A 15,920-nucleotide genomic window follows, 5' to 3' on the forward strand; every position below is an offset into this window, starting at 1 on the left:
CAAACTAGTCGTTAGTTCGTTATAAACCATAGCGTTAGCTAAAAACCACACAACCCGTTCATTATTTAACCGACCATAGTCGAATATCACTCCTGATAAAAAGCGCTTAGTTTTAAGATCTGTTGATCTTTCAAGCTTTAATTTGCAAAGGTCAACAGACCCTAAATAAAGTTATATTAAATTTTGCTCAGGAGCCTTTATGTCAGGTGAATACAAACAACATTACAACGAGTTTAAACAAAACCCGGCAGCGTTTTGGTTATCGCAAAGTAAACGCCTCCCTTGGTACCAGGCTCCCGAAACAGCTTACACACAAGATGAAAACGGTTTATATCACTGGTATGCCGACGGCCAACTTAATAGCTGCTTTTTAGCGGTAGATCAGCATGTTATTGCCGGCCATGGCGATGAAACAGCGTTAATTTATGACTCACCCGTAACCAATACCGCGCGCAGCTACAGCTACTTTGAACTGCAACAAGAAGTCGCTAAATTCGCAGGGTTAATGCAGTCCTTAGGCGTAACAAAAGGCGACCGCGTGGTTATTTATATGCCCATGATCCCCGAGGCCGTAATTGGTATGTTAGCCTGCGCTCGCATCGGCGCTATTCATTCGGTCGTTTTTGGCGGGTTTGCAGCGCATGAATTAGCGGTACGTATTGATGACGCCAAGCCTAAGTTAGTACTCAGTGCTTCTTGCGGTGTGGAAGTGAATACCGTAATTGAATACAAAGAGTTACTTGATAATGCCCTCGAATCAGCCTCTTATAAAGTAGAACATTGTATTATTTATCAGCGTGAGCAAGTAACTGCACCACTTATGCCTGAGCGTGATATTGACTGGGCTGTTGCAATGCAAACAGCTACTGGTGTTGATCCCGTTGCGGTAAATGGCGATCACCCGCTTTATATTTTATACACGTCAGGCACAACGGGTACTCCCAAGGGGGTTGTTCGTGAAAATGGCGGCCATGCCGTGGCCATGCATTACAGCATGGAAACCGTATACGGAATGAAACCTGGTGACGTGTTTTGGGCCGCTTCAGATATTGGTTGGGTTGTAGGCCATTCGTACATAGTGTATGCCCCGCTTATGTACCGCTGCGCCACTATTTTATTTGAAGGTAAACCGGTTAGAACCCCAGATGCCAGTGCATTTTGGCGAGTGGTTGAACAGTATAAAGTAACGGCTTTATTTAGCGCACCGACAGCCTTTAGAGCGATAAAAAAAGAAGACCCCAATGCCGATGGGTTTAAACAATACGATACTTCAAGTCTGAAACGCTTGTTTTTAGCAGGCGAGCGCTTAGATCCCCCCACCTACGATTGGCTCAAAGAAAAAACAGGCCTACCTGTACTTGATCATTGGTGGCAAACCGAAACTGGTTGGGCGATAGCCTGTAATCCTGTCGGCATTGAGCACCTACCTACAAAAGCAGGCAGTTCAACGGTTGCGACTCCTGGGTTTGACGTACGTATTTTAGATATGAATGGCGACCAATGCGCCCCCAATGAACAAGGTGCAGTCGTTATTAAACTGCCTTTACCGCCAGGATGTTTACCTACTATTTGGCAAAATACCGAGCGCTTTAAAGCCGGTTATTTAAGTGAATATGATGGCTATTATCTTTCTGGCGACGGCGGTTATATTGATGATGATGGCTACCTATTTATTATGGGCCGCACCGATGATGTGATTAATGTCGCGGGACATCGTTTATCAACCGGTGAAATGGAAGAAATTGTAGCCGCTCACCCAGCAGTTGCTGAGTGTGCCGTATTTGGTGTTAATGATGCGCTCAAGGGTCAAAACCCCATGGCCATGGTGGTGTTAAAAAATGATTTTCATGGCTCGCATAAAGAAGTAGAGCAGCAATTGGTGCAAACCGTGCGTAATCAAATCGGCGCTATTGCGTGTCTTAAAAATATTATGTGTGTAGAGCGCTTACCAAAAACACGCTCAGGTAAAATTTTACGCAAAAACTTACGTCAACTTATTGATGGTGAAGAACTGCAAATTCCATCAACCATTGACGATCCGAGTATTTTTGAGGAATTAACTCTGCAACTTGCTGAAAGTAAAATATAAATATTATTTTTAAAACGTCTATTTAAGCGCGGCTTAAATAGACTTTTCTCGCCCCATCTGCTTAACTAGATTTCATTAAATAGATGAAACTCACGCAAATAAATCTCTTGGGAATATAAATGACTGAAATACGATCGCAGCTGCGAGAATTTTTACTGCAATGGTTTAGTCTTTATTTTCCTGGGAGTGCGCATTTATGGTACAACATATTAGTACTGTGCTGGGTTGGCTTATTTGCGCTCATATTGCACCTCATCTTAAGGTCAGTTTCAAAACGACTACTTAAAGGCCGCTTTAGTGATAAAGTTGTTCAAACCGATACCCACACGCCTGCCGACTTAGCGCTTAAATTAACACGTAATATTTCCTTTGTTTTACAAGGTGCTGTGGTTGTTATACAAGCAAGGCTCTGGGTTCCCGAAGGAACGGCTTTTTTACATATCATTGAGATGTTTACTGATCAGTGGATCATTTTATTTGCACTGCTCTCGCTGTTCTCTTTGCTCAATATTTTTCAAGCAATATCTGACAGGCAACCCATTGCAGCTCACTTTCCATTACGTGGTTTTTTACAAACAATTAAACTGATCGCCAGCGTATTAACCGGTATTTTAGCGATTTCATTATTAATGAATAAATCCCCGTTAATATTACTCAGTGGTTTAGGTGCGCTATCGGCTGTACTGCTCCTGGTGTTTAAAGACGCTATTTTAGGGCTGGTGGCCGGTATTCAGCTTTCAGCAAACAATATGCTTGCGGTTGGTGATTGGTTAGAAATGCCCAAATACGGCGCAGATGGCGATGTGATTGATATAGCCTTGACCACAGTTAAAGTAAGAAATTGGGATAAAACCATTACCACTATCCCAACCTATGCGCTAATTTCTGACTCATTTAAAAACTGGCGCGGTATGTCAGAATCCGGTGGCAGACGCATAAAACGGAGTATCCATATAGAAATGAGCAGTGTGCGCTTTTTAGATGAGCAAGAGATCACCGCGCTGAAAAAAGCAGATTTATTAAGTCACTACCTCGAAATTACCCTACCGGTTATCAACGAGCAAAATACCACAAAAAAAGTAGATATGAGCTGTACGTTAAATGGTCGTCGGCTCACTAATGTTGGCACATTTCGTCATTATTTAGTCGCGCTATTAAAACATCACCCACATATTCATCAGGGAATGACACTGATGGTAAGGCAGCTAGAGCCAACTAAAAATGGCTTACCCATTGAGATTTATGCATTTACCAATACAACTAATTGGGGTGAGTATGAAAGTATTCAGTCAGATATATTTGACCATATATTAGCGATATTACCCGCCTTTTCGTTACGTGCCCATGAGGCACCAACAGGGAACGATATTCGTCAACTAATTAAATAATCACTAAATCCGTTTTAATTGCGCTATTAACCACTGGTGAATATCGCTGTTATTTGAACGTGGATGCCACGCTGCAATCACCTTAAATGGCGGTGGTAATAATTCAACTTCAAGCTGTTTCACTTTGGCGTTTGGCAGTAAACGCGATGGGTAAAAAGCAATTAAGTCAGTACTGCAAAGCAAATCGGGTACAAATGAAAAGCCAGGCACTGACATAACTATATTGCGCGCATAGCCCTTATCAGCAAACCATTGGTCGTGAGAGCCTCTTAAGTTAGCACGTGACGCTGAAACCACTAATTGAGGGTGTGCCGCCACTTCAGCAAGGCTCAACGTCGATGAAGAAAACACTGTGTTTTTCCCCGCAATACAAATATGTTGTTCTTCAAATAATGTGTCATAGATTAAGTTTGCAGGGATAAATTCAGGAAAACTAATTAATAAATCCAGCTCTCCTGCACTTATTAATTGATTAACATTATCAGAGGCAAAGTCACGAATAATCAGCTTTAATCCTGGCGCTTCGCGTCTTGTTATTTCTAATAATTGTGGCAAAAGAGCTGCTATAGCGTAATCAGTCGCACTTATTGTAAATACGCCCTTGTAGCTACTTGGGATAAATTGTTTAGGTATTAATAACGCTTCTACCTGAGTTAATATTTGATTAACGGGCTTCTCTAGTGCAATTGCCTTAGGTGTTGCAACCATTGTATTGCCTTGTCGAATAAAAAGCCGATCGTCAAATAAGTCACGCAATTTTCGCAGCTGCTCACTAATAGCCTGCTGGGTTAAGCCCATTTTGCGGGCCACATCCGACACATTTTTTAGTTTAAGTAATGCACTCAATATTCGTAATTGTTTTATATCAAGCCGAGATATACCATTCATAATTGTATCTTAAACAAAAAAGCATTGTTTCAAATTGTACCTTTTAATCCCTATGCTCACCAGCATTGTAATTGGCACTAAACAGCATTATTAATTTAAAAGGTATTAAAATGAGTCAACCAAGTAAAAATATCGACAGTCTATTTTCATCAATCAATTTAGGCCCATACACACTTAAAAACCGTATTGTAATGCCGCCACTTACACGTTCACGTAGCACGGTTCCTGGCAATATCCCCAACGAGGTGATGGCCACATATTATGCACAGCGTGCTAGTGCTGGTTTTATGGTTACCGAAGGCACTCAAATTGAACCAAGAGGACAAGGGTATGCCTGGACACCGGGCATTCATTCTAATCAACAAATAGCTGGTTGGAAAAAAGTAACTGATGCAGTACATGCAGAAGGTGGAATTATTTTTGCCCAGCTTTGGCACGTTGGCCGCGTTTCACATACCAGCTTACAGCCTAATGAAGCCAAACCTATTGCTCCCTCAGCTCTAACAGCTGATAGCGTTAAAGTCTTTATTGAAACAGGACCGGCTCAAGGCGCTTTAGCCGATCCAAGTGAACCACAAGCTTTGACAACCGATGAAGTAAAAGAGCTTGTTGGCATGTATGCACAAGCTGCCCGTAATGCGCTAGAAGCGGGGTTTGATGGTGTAGAACTGCATTGTGCTAATGGGTATTTAGTAAATCAGTTTATTTCTGAGCACACCAATAAACGAGATGATGAATACGGCGGATCTCTTACTAATCGCCTGCGCTTTTTAAAAGAAATTGTCGCGGCAGTAAGTGACGTAGTAGGCCCTGAGCGCTTAGGGGTTAGATTTGCGCCCTTATTTAGCAGTACTGATGAAACCCGTGTTTATTTAGGGTTAGTAGAATCAGACCCACATCATACCTACATTGAAGCGATTAAAGTACTTGAACAAGCCGGTATTGCTTACCTTTCAATTGCAGAAGCTGATTGGGACAATGCTCCTGATTTACCAGAGCTATTTTATCAAGCAGCTAGAGCTGAATTTTCTGGGCGTATTATTTACGCTGGTAAGTACACTGTTGAAAAAGCGGTGGCGATGTTAGCTAAAGGCTACGGTGATTTATTTGCTTTTGGTCGCCCTTTTATTGCAAACCCTGATTTACCAGCGCGCATAAAAAATCAATGGCCATTAAATGAAGCCGATGCAGCCACTATGTATGGCGGCACTGAGCAAGGTTACAGTGACTATCCTTGCTATAAAAATGATTGATAAAAATAACGGAGTAAGAGGCAGCTTAAGTTAAAAATAAATGACCCAAACATGCAGCCTATGTTTGGGTCATTACAGGGTATTACTGCTTTTTATCTATCACCATTTTTAGTTCATTTAATGCAGCAACCGAAAAACCCCGATCATAAAAGTAAATAATCTTACCGCTACCATCAATTAATACGATGCGGCTATTATTCGGATTTTCATTACCAGTGAACGCTTGTACTGCATCACCGTCTTTATAAATAGTGATCACCCCGCCCCACAGTTCTTTAGGAATGCCTTTTCTCATACCGCTATCAATAAAAGTACTAAACATACGCGGCACCATGCCTTGAATTGTGGGTAACTCATAAGCGGTGACGTTTATGCCACTCATATCCAAGCCAATAAGCCAGCGATCAATATCAAATTGACTATCTTGTTTATACCCAATTAACAGTAATGTCTGTGCGTTGTTAAAGTCTGTAGGGATAGTAAATTGCTGTTGCTCCAAGCTTTCACCACTGATAGTTGGAAACTGTTTACCGACTAAGTTCTGATTTGGGTATTGACTCGAACACCCACTTAAAAAAATAAAAAACATTAAACCAACAACTGATCGCAACATCTCTGTTCTCACTATTAATTAATAAACGATTAGGAAAAATTCTTTTGAATACAAATTTTTGATACGAATAAACACGCTATTAAGATCTAAATAACAACCAAAGAAGTCCATTCATACTGTTTTTTATCATTGCTTAATTTACCATTGATTATTAGCACCTTTAAATAGAAGCTCAACGGTTATATTTGTGTACAATAGTATTTTTTATACTCAAACATTATTAGCACATATCAATTTGTTCTATAGCATATCAAAAGTGTATTTTCGTTACCCGATACAAAACGCTAAAGTGCCGCGCTTATTCACAGCTTTAAAGAGGATGCTATGTCGCTTGCTGTTTTATTAATGCTGGCATTATTTGTCGGTTTGCTGTTTGCGATTTATCTTTTTTCGCAAAAAAGTAAAACCTTATCTCGCACTGTTTTATTTGGCTTAGTTGTTGGTAGTGCTTTTGGTTTAGCCTTACAATTTTTATTTTCCCACTCCCCAGAGTCTATTAATGACGTTTTAAGTTGGGTAAGTGTTGTTGGTAAAGGCTATGTTGGGCTATTAAAAATGATCATCATGCCATTGGTATTGGTGTTTATGATTGCCGCCGTGGTGAAACTAGAAAACCAAGGCTCTTTGGGCAAAATATCGTTCATTAGTATTGCTGTTTTACTCTTTACTACGGCAATTGCAGCCTTAATTGGTATTGCCGTAACCTATGGCTTTAATTTAAGTATTGAAGGCTTAGTTTCGGGAACCCGTGAGGCAGCAAAAATGAGCACGCTAGAGGGTAAAGCAGCCAATGTAGCTGATTTAAGTGTGCCACAAATGCTATTGAGCTTTATTCCAGAAAATCCATTTGCTGATTTAAGTAACCAACGCTCAACCTCTATAATTGCCGTCGTTATTTTTGGTGTCCTTGTAGGGATTGCCGCACGCAAGGTGATGCTTGAACGTAGCGAACTAGCAGATCCAATTCGCAACGGTGTTAACGCCTTACAAGCCATAGTAATGAACTTAGTAAGAATGGTGATAGCGCTAACGCCTTATGGCGTCGCAGGGTTAATGGCAAGCGTTGTGGCAAACTCAAGTAGCAATGATATTGTTAATTTACTGGCGTTTATTGTGGCTTCCTATGTCGCTATATTATTAATGTTTATTGCTCATGGTTTATTACTTAGCCTAGTTGGTGTGAACCCTAAGAGTTACTTTGAAAAAATTTGGCCAGTACTGACCTTTGCATTTAGCTCGCGTAGTTCAGCAGCCTCTATTCCTATGAATGTGGATGTACAAATTAACCAGCTAAAAGTGCCGCCTGCTATAGCTAACTTATCGGCTTCTTTTGGCGCCACTATTGGCCAAAATGGCTGTGCCGGTATTTACCCAGCCATGCTGGCAATGATGGTAGCACCCAGCGTAGGAATTGATCCGCTGACATTCGAATTTATTTTACCGTTAATTGGCATTGTTGTTATAAGCTCTTTTGGTATTGCCGGAGTAGGTGGTGGCGCAACGTTTGCTGCATTGGTTGTATTACCGACCATGGGATTACCGGTTGAGATAGTCGCGTTACTGATCTCAATTGAGCCATTAATAGACATGGCACGCACCGCATTAAACGTATCAGGGTCAATGACCTCAGGTGTTATAACGAGTAAATTAATTAAAGTGCACTAGATTTTTTGTAGTCGCCCAGCTTTGGCTGGGCTTTTTTATCTGTATTACTCCCTCCGCCTTAAGTAAAAACAATCCATTTATCTAATCAATAAAACAAAATCAATCATATTTATAGATTGTAGTAATCGCTTTATTTCGCACACACATTTCAGCCCGTTGCTATATTCTTTTCATTGCTTTGTTATTCAGGCTTGATTAAGCCTCACTTGAGCAAACAAATTTACAACTCAATAATTTTTAAAACGATTGAGATCTCTGTTTAAAGTAGTAATACGCTTTGTATAACGAAATTCGTTAACTTTAAGGAAGCTGACAATGAAAAACCGTTCATTCAATAAAAAAGCGCTTGTTGGATTTATAAGTATGGCACTTATATCTGGCACCGCTGTTAGCCAAGAAAAACCACAAATGTCAAAGCCACAAGGTGCTGTTGGCATGGGTGAAGCTAAAATGGGCGCAACCAGAACAAACCAGTTTTGGTGGCCAGATCAACTTAACCTTTCACCTCTGCGTGATCATGATGAACGCTCAAACCCTTACGGTGCCGACTTTAATTATGCCAAGGCATTTAATAGCCTAGATTTAGACACAGTAAAAAGTGATATTGATGCCCTACTAACACAATCTCAAGATTGGTGGCCGGCGGATTTTGGTAACTATGGGCCATTTTTTATCCGTATGACATGGCACAGCGCAGGTACTTACCGTACGCTTGATGGCCGCGGTGGTGCTGGTGGCGGTCAACAACGTTTTGAACCTCTCAACAGCTGGCCAGACAACGTAAGCCTAGATAAAGCCCGTCGTCTACTTTGGCCTATTAAACAAAAATACGGAGAAGCACTTTCATGGTCAGATTTAATCGTATTAGCCGGTAACGTTGCTCTAGAAAACATGGGGTTTGAAACCTATGGTTTTGCCGGCGGCCGGACTGATGACTGGGAACCAGACATGGTTTACTGGGGCCCTGAAGTAGAAATGCTTGCCAGCGACCGTGAAGATGCCAGCGGCAAATTAGAACGCCCATTGGGTGCAACTCACATGGGTTTAATTTACGTAAATCCTGAAGGCCCTAAAGGGGTTCCTGATCCAATCGGTTCAGCTAAAAATATTCGTGTGGCGTTTTCTCGCATGGCCATGAACGACGAGGAAACTCTTGCACTTATCGCAGGTGGCCACACCTTTGGTAAAATGCATGGTGCGCACAAACCTAAAGACTGTGTTGGCGCAGAGCCCGCAGCAGCAGGCATTGAAGAACAAGGATTAGGCTGGAAAAACAAATGTGGTAAAGGCCACTCTGAAGATACCGTATCAAGTGGTTTAGAAGGCGCATGGACACAAGCTCCTACTCGCTGGTCATCACTGTACCTTAGCAATCTACTTAACTTTGAGTGGAAACAAACTCGCAGCCCAGCGGGTGCGATCCAATGGATCCCAACCGACGAATCTATGCACAAAACCGTACCTGATGCTCATGTGAAAGGTAAGTTTAATTCACCAGTCATGACGACTGCAGATTTAGCACTTAAATTCGATCCTGAATACCGCAAAATTGCTGAACGCTTTTTAAACGACCCTAAAGAGTATCAACTGGCATTTGCTAAAGCATGGTACAAATTGACTCACCGAGATATGGGGCCACCACGTAACTTCTTAGGTAAAGAAGTTCCTAAAGGAGACTTAATTTGGCAAGATCCTATTTCAGCAGAGACTCAATCAAACATTGATGCTGGCGCAGTAAAAGAGCTTAAAGCCAGTATTTTAGATTCAGGTCTTAGCGTATCAGAGCTAGTACGTGTTGCATGGGCATCTGCAGCAAGCTACCGTCATTCCGATATGCGCGGTGGTGCTAATGGTGCACGCCTTGCACTTGCACCACAAAAAGACTGGGCTGTGAATAATCCAGCTGAAACAGCAAAAGTAATCAAAACCTTAAAAGCGATTCAAACCGACTTTAATGATAGTTTCTTTAGCAAAAGCCAAGTGTCACTGGCCGACCTGATTGTGTTAGCTGGTAATGCAGCGATTGAAAAAGCAGCGAAAGATGCAGGCTACACAGTAGACGTACCGTTTAATGCTGGCCGTGGCGATGCTACGCAAGCTCAAACTGACGTTAATGCATTTAGTTTATTAGAGCTGCCTGCCGATGGCTTTAGAAACTACTTTGATGCTGAACAAAGCTACAAATCGCCAACTGAAATGCTAATAGATAAAGCAGATCAACTTGATCTAACAGTGCCTGAAATGACGGTATTAGTAGGCGGATTACGTTCGCTTGATGCAAACTATAAAGGCACTGACTACGGCGTATTTACTGACAAGCCAGGCACTCTAAATAACGATTTCTTTGTTAATTTATTGGATATGTCTACGGTTTGGAAAAAGTCATCAGATGCGGGGATTTATCAAGGCTTTGATCGTCAATCAGGTGAGCAAAAGTACACAGCCACTTCAGTTGACCTTATCTTTGGTTCAAATTCAGAGCTGCGTGCAGTTGCAGAAGTATATGCCTTTGATACATCAAAGCAAAAGTTTGTAGAAGACTTTGTTGCGGCATGGACTAAAGTAACGAACTTAGACCGTTAATTACCATTAAGTAATACAACCATAGCGCTGCAATTAATTGCAGCGCTTTTTATGTTGGTTAATCATACTCTTTTATATATTACTGCATTGCTTTGCAGCTAAACATACTGCCCAAACCTTGCTGAGTGTAAGTGCCTATAAAGATAGTCAATAAGCTTCGTCATCACTAAAAACCGTCACTGAAAGCTCTTCATCTATATTTTCAAAAACCAAAAAATTAATAGGCTTACAACAGACTTGGCAGTCCTCAATATATTGTTGATCAACATCTGCCGGATCGAGCAGCACGTCAATATTCTCACCACAATAAGGACATGCTATCGTTTTTTCAGTTAATTGATTCATTGCTATAACCTCACATATTACTTGCTATACCCATTATCATTAGACATATAGTATCAAGGTGCATTTCTTTGTGCAGGCTCTTTGTTGAATTTCTTTGCTGGAGCAATCAGCATACTATATTCACTCATAGTACTGCCGATAACATACTTACACTCAAAGTGTTTTAACAAACAACTTAATTTATTGCTATATTAAACTCATTAAATTTAAGGGTGTTGGGTAAAACGAAAAAGCAACAGGCATAAATATCTTTGCCTAAGATAGTGCATATCTAGCCTCACAAAATTTAGGACATTAAAAGATATTTGCATAAATATATTCAAATTCATCATCTTTTTCATAAAATACGACATCACAAAGGGATCCTTTTGCTCCGCCTCGCTTTTTGCAAACTCAATATTTTTGCGCATATAAGAGCTCAAAATATCTAAATGACTTCAAGGAATTGGGATTTAATTTTTAGCAGCTTAGATTGCACTCCAGCCTCCATAAAAACCTAACGAGCCTGAAGAGTAATTCGTTTTTAATTTATTTTTTATTGATGTATTAACCACAGTCGAATTCCTATTTTGATTCAATCGGTTACTTCTATTTCACGAAAAATATAAAAAGAGGACTTGGTGTTGTTTTAATTGTCATTTTGGAAGGTATTACAGGTGTTTGAGGATATAAAGCGCAGTGCTTTAGAAAAGTAAAAAAGCGCTGCAACAATACAGCGCTTTCATTACTCATAAAAATTATTTGTTTAAGCTTAACCGCTTTATTTAAAAGAAGCCGAGCGGATCTTCGCTGTAGCTTACTAATAAATTTTTAGTTTGTTGGTAATGGTCAAGCGCAAGCTTGTGGGTTTCGCGGCCGATGCCTGATTTTTTAAAACCACCAAACGCAGCGTGTGCAGGATACATATGGTAACAGTTGGTCCATACACGGCCTGCTTCTATTTTGCGGCCAAAGTGATAAGCACGGTTCATGTTGCGGCTCCATACCCCTGCGCCTAGACCAAATTCAGAGCTATTAGCCAGTTCGAGTGCTTCGGCTTCGTCTTTAAAGGTCGACATTGAAATCACCGGGCCAAAAATTTCTTCTTGGAATACCCGCATATCGTTAGTGCCTTTTAACAGCGTTGGCTGAATGTAATAACCGCCATTTAGCTCATCTGTTAGTTGCTCTACATTGCCGCCAGTAAGTACTTGTGCGCCTTCTTTTTTGCCAATTTCAATATAGCTGAGAATCTTATCAAACTGTGCTTTAGACGCTTGTGCGCCTACCATGGTTTCACTATCAAGCGGGTTACCGCGTTTAATTTTTAATGTGCGCTCTAAAATACGCTCAATAAACTGCTCGTAAATATCTTCTTGAATAAATAGTCGCGATGGGCAAGTACACACTTCACCTTGGTTAAAGTACGCAAGTACTGCGCCTTCAATGGCTTTACTTAGGAAGGAATCGTCTTTTTCCATTACATCGTTAAAGAAAATATTCGGTGATTTACCACCGAGCTCAACCGTTGATGGAATAATGTTATCTGCGGCACATTTTAAAATGTGTGAGCCAACAGGAGTTGAGCCGGTAAAAGCAATTTTAGCTATACGCGTGCTGGTTGCCAGCGCTTCGCCCGCTTCTTTACCGTAGCCATTTACTACATTAAGCACGCCTGCAGGCAATAAATCACCAATAATTTCCATCAACACTAAAATAGATACTGGTGTTTGTTCAGCCGGTTTGAGTATCACACAGTTACCTGCGGCAAGCGCTGGTGCGAGTTTCCATGCGGCCATTAGAATTGGGAAGTTCCACGGAATGATTTGTCCAACAACGCCCAGTGGCTCATGAAAATGATACGCGACTGTGGTTTCGTCTATCTCGCCAATACTGCCCTCTTGGGCGCGAATACAACCGGCAAAATAACGAAAATGATCTGCCGCCAGTGGGATATCTGCCGCCAATGTTTCGCGAATGGCTTTACCGTTATCCCACGTTTCGGCAACTGCAAGAAGCTCAAGGTTTTGCTCTATCCGATCAGCTATTTTTAATAATATATTACTACGAGCCGTTACTGAAGTTGTACCCCAAGCAGCTTTTGCAGCGTGGGCTTTATCAAGGGCAAGTTCAATATCCGCTTTATCAGAGCGTGGTACTTTACAAAATACTTTACCATTAACGGGGCTAATATTATCAAAGTACTGACCATTTACAGGCTCGACCCACTGTCCGCCAATGTAATTACCGTACTGGGATTTAAAGTTAATAAGTGCGCCGTCGCTGCCAGGATTTGCATAGATCATTGTGTGTGTCCTTTATTCAAAATGTTGCTTTTTAAATTTAATCAAATTGACTAAGTTTGACGGGAGATTGTTGTTTATTTATCCGTCACCTGTTGACATTAGCTTATAAGAAGCATAAAAACTTGATTAGCTGTCCAAAAAACATGTCTGTGCGTCCAAACTCTGTTGGTCGTGTTTAAAGGAAATAAAATGAATACCACGTTATTGACTGAAAAACTGACTAAAAAGCGCCAAGCGGTTGATGTACTGATCGAAAATAAAATTACTTTTGCCTCAGACAACGCCGAGCTGAGCATTTACGACACCTACCAAGACGCACAAAAAGTAGCACTGCATTCCAGCGAACTGCTGTTTTGCGGCATGATCAGCGGTAAAAAAGTGATGCACGTTGCTGACAGTAACTACCATGAAGAATTTTTACCCCAGCAATCATTTGTATTAGCACCCGAACAAGGGGTTTTAATCGACTTCCCAGAAGCATCAATGAAGCAACCTACCACCTGTTTGGCTATCGAAATTAGCCGCGATAAAATCAGCCAAGTAGCTGACGCGCTAAATATGCAGCAGCAAATAAGCAGCGATGATTTTTTTCATTACATTCCAAAGCTGGTGCATACCCAACACAATCAACAAACCCAACAATTACTTGAACGGATGATTGGGTTATTTAGCGAAAACGAGCAAGATCGTCATTATTTAATTGATCTATCAGTAAATGAGTTAATCACTCGATTATTACAACAACAAAGCCGCGATTTAATGCTCGCCAATTGCCAACAAACTATTGCATGCCCATTAACCGATGCCCTACATTTTATTAAAGAACATCTTAATCAAACTTTAGATATCGATACTTTATGTAAAATAGCCTGCATGAGCCGTAGTAAATTTTACCAGCAATTCAAACTCGCCTTTGGGCAAACTCCGGCCATGTGGCAACAACAGCTAAGATTAAAGAAATCTCGCCAACTTCTACAATCAGGACAACAAATAAGCCAAGTTTGCTACGATCTTGGCTTTACCAATCCCAGTCATTTTAGCCGTTTGTTTAAGCAAAAATTTGGTGTTTCACCTAAACAATGCAAGCATTAATATTCATCTATTAAGAATTTTTAACTAAATTAAAAGTTTTTATTGACTCGAACGCAATTGCAGATTATTTTCCCGCTGATGTTTTTATCGGCATAACAATAGCGGCATGCATCCCCTGCACCGTCTGGCGCCAAGCCAACGCATTTTACTGTGTCGCAATTGTGCTAAACCCACCGCGAAACCTAACAGTGACTTCTGCGTGCAAAAGCAGTGACTTGGAATATCAGCCGTTGGGCTAACATTCTTTGTTTTTGTTAAGCAGTTTGAGCCAATTACTCAAATGCTTTTTATTTTGTGAATACTTAAATGCTCGAACCTTCTGCGTTAAGTCTTGTGCCGCCAGTTGTAGTGGTGGTTTTGGCGATCGTGCTACGTCGTCCTATTTTATCTTTGCTGATCGGTGCCCTTGTTGGCCTTGCTATGCTAAATCCTGTTGAAATGCTTAGCAACTTTGCTGCGGCATCGTTAAAAGTAATGGTAGATGAAACAATCGGCTGGCTTATTCTAGTGTGTGGTGGCTTTGGTGCGTTAATCGCATTGCTCGTGCGCACCGGTGGTGCAGCAGCATTTGGTAGTTTTGCGCTGCGCTTTTGTAAAGGCCCACGCTCATCGTTGATCATGACCTTTTTGCTCGGTATCGTGATTTTTATCGACGATTACCTCAATGCGCTTACCGTGGGTGAAACCATGAAACGCATTACCGATAAATTTAAAATCAGCCGTGAAATGCTTGCCTACGTGGTCGACTCTACCGCAGCGCCAATCTGTGTATTAGTGCCGCTGTCTACCTGGGCGGTGTTTTTTGGCGGCTTGTTGGTTGATAACAACATAGCCGTCGAAGGCCAAGGTATTGCTGTGTATATTCAAGCAATACCCTATATGCTGTATGCATGGTTTGCCGTGTTACTTGTGCCATTAGTGGTACTTGGTGTTATCCCTTTATTTGGGCCGATGAAAAAAGCCCAATTACAGGCGATGCAAGAACAACCGCAAGTAGATCCTGCACAGTACAACGAAGTGCAAACTGCCGATGAATACGCAGTAAAAGCCGTTGAAGAAAGCTTTGAAAGCGCAGACAGCCACGGCAAACTGTACAACTTTTTACTGCCTATATTATTGCTCGTTGCGTTCACTGTGTATTTTGACATTGATGTATACAAAGGGTTATTAGCGACATTCGCCGTGACGCTGCCATTTTATATGCTGCAAAAGCTAATGCCATTTGCCGAAATGATTGAAAAAATGCTCGATGGTTTTAAAAGCATGTTGCCAGCAATAGGAACTGTGATCGCCGCATTTATTTTTAAAGATGTGTGCGACCAACTACTATTACCACAGTTTGTAATTGATTCCTTAAGCCCATTCATGACCGCAGGCTATTTACCTGCAGTGGTGTTTTTAGCAATGGCAATTTTGGCGTTTGCTACAGGCTCAAGCTGGGGTATTTTTGCGGTAACAATTCCTATTGTGATGCCTCTGGCAGTCGCGGTTGATGCAAATATACCGCTGGTGATTGGTGCGCTGTTATCTGCCTCATCATTTGGTAGCCAAGCATGTTTTTACTCAGATTCAACTGTCCTTGCAGCACAAGGTTCAGGCTGTAACTTAATGAGTCACGCAATTACTCAATTGCCCTATACACTCATCGCAGCAGCCTGTGCATTTGTCGGGTTTCTAGTGATAGCATAACGACAAAGGTTAAAAATGGTCTAGCTTTTC

General features: G+C 41.3%; 11 protein-coding genes. 7 read left to right on the forward strand and 4 right to left on the reverse strand.

The features are described from left to right. The first annotated feature begins 199 nt into the window (after positions 1-199). The gene (locus H5154_RS04835; protein ID WP_182717562.1) at positions 200-2,089 is read left to right on the forward strand and encodes an AMP-binding protein; all 1,890 of its coding nucleotides are present in this window, start codon (positions 200-202) and stop codon (positions 2,087-2,089) included. Positions 2,090-2,208: 119 nt separating this feature from the next. Then, positions 2,209-3,477, forward strand: coding sequence for a mechanosensitive ion channel family protein (locus H5154_RS04840; RefSeq protein ID WP_182717563.1), 1,269 nt, complete (start codon positions 2,209-2,211; stop codon positions 3,475-3,477). A gap of 3 nt (positions 3,478-3,480) precedes the next feature. Here H5154_RS04840 and H5154_RS04845 read toward each other — a convergent pair whose 3' ends face one another. Then, positions 3,481-4,365 carry a LysR family transcriptional regulator gene (locus H5154_RS04845; RefSeq protein WP_182717564.1) on the reverse strand — a complete coding sequence of 295 codons (885 nt, stop codon included), beginning with the start codon at positions 4,363-4,365 and terminating at the stop codon, positions 3,481-3,483. 110 nt (positions 4,366-4,475) lie between these two features. Between H5154_RS04845 and H5154_RS04850 the strand changes: the two genes are divergently transcribed. Then, complete coding sequence (locus tag H5154_RS04850) at positions 4,476-5,618, forward strand: alkene reductase (RefSeq protein ID WP_182717565.1); 1,143 nt, start codon at positions 4,476-4,478, stop codon at positions 5,616-5,618. 82 nt (positions 5,619-5,700) lie between these two features. Here the strand turns inward: H5154_RS04850 and H5154_RS04855 are convergent, their stop codons facing one another. Then, positions 5,701-6,231 carry a hypothetical protein gene (locus H5154_RS04855; protein ID WP_145234322.1) on the reverse strand — a complete coding sequence of 177 codons (531 nt, stop codon included), beginning with the start codon at positions 6,229-6,231 and terminating at the stop codon, positions 5,701-5,703. Positions 6,232-6,555: 324 nt separating this feature from the next. On the opposite strand from H5154_RS04855, the gene H5154_RS04860 reads away from it, so the two are divergent. Further along, the gene (locus tag H5154_RS04860) at positions 6,556-7,896 is read left to right on the forward strand and encodes an L-cystine transporter (protein WP_149979997.1); all 1,341 of its coding nucleotides are present in this window, start codon (positions 6,556-6,558) and stop codon (positions 7,894-7,896) included. 315 nt (positions 7,897-8,211) lie between these two features. Continuing rightward, positions 8,212-10,479 carry a catalase/peroxidase HPI gene (katG, locus tag H5154_RS04865; RefSeq protein ID WP_182717566.1) on the forward strand — a complete coding sequence of 756 codons (2,268 nt, stop codon included), beginning with the start codon at positions 8,212-8,214 and terminating at the stop codon, positions 10,477-10,479. Positions 10,480-10,626: 147 nt separating this feature from the next. Here katG and H5154_RS04870 read toward each other — a convergent pair whose 3' ends face one another. Together H5154_RS04870 and H5154_RS04875 are read right to left on the reverse strand one after the other, a co-directional pair. Beyond that, the gene (locus H5154_RS04870) at positions 10,627-10,824 is read right to left on the reverse strand and encodes a CPXCG motif-containing cysteine-rich protein (RefSeq protein ID WP_145234329.1); all 198 of its coding nucleotides are present in this window, start codon (positions 10,822-10,824) and stop codon (positions 10,627-10,629) included. 764 nt (positions 10,825-11,588) lie between these two features. Next, entirely contained in the window at positions 11,589-13,109 is a 1,521-nt protein-coding gene (locus tag H5154_RS04875; RefSeq protein WP_182717567.1) for an aldehyde dehydrogenase family protein, read from the reverse strand. Positions 13,110-13,298: 189 nt separating this feature from the next. On the opposite strand from H5154_RS04875, the gene H5154_RS04880 reads away from it, so the two are divergent. Continuing rightward, positions 13,299-14,201 (forward strand): AraC family transcriptional regulator, encoded by a 903-nt coding sequence (locus tag H5154_RS04880; RefSeq protein WP_182717568.1) that lies wholly within the window; start codon positions 13,299-13,301, stop codon positions 14,199-14,201. Positions 14,202-14,507: 306 nt separating this feature from the next. Further along, positions 14,508-15,890, forward strand: coding sequence for a Na+/H+ antiporter NhaC family protein (locus tag H5154_RS04885; RefSeq protein ID WP_182717569.1), 1,383 nt, complete (start codon positions 14,508-14,510; stop codon positions 15,888-15,890). The last annotated feature ends 30 nt before the right edge of the window (positions 15,891-15,920 follow it).

The sequence above is a fragment of the Pseudoalteromonas sp. SR44-5 genome (assembly GCF_014163675.1).
Lineage (GTDB): Bacteria > Pseudomonadota > Gammaproteobacteria > Enterobacterales > Alteromonadaceae > Pseudoalteromonas > Pseudoalteromonas rhizosphaerae.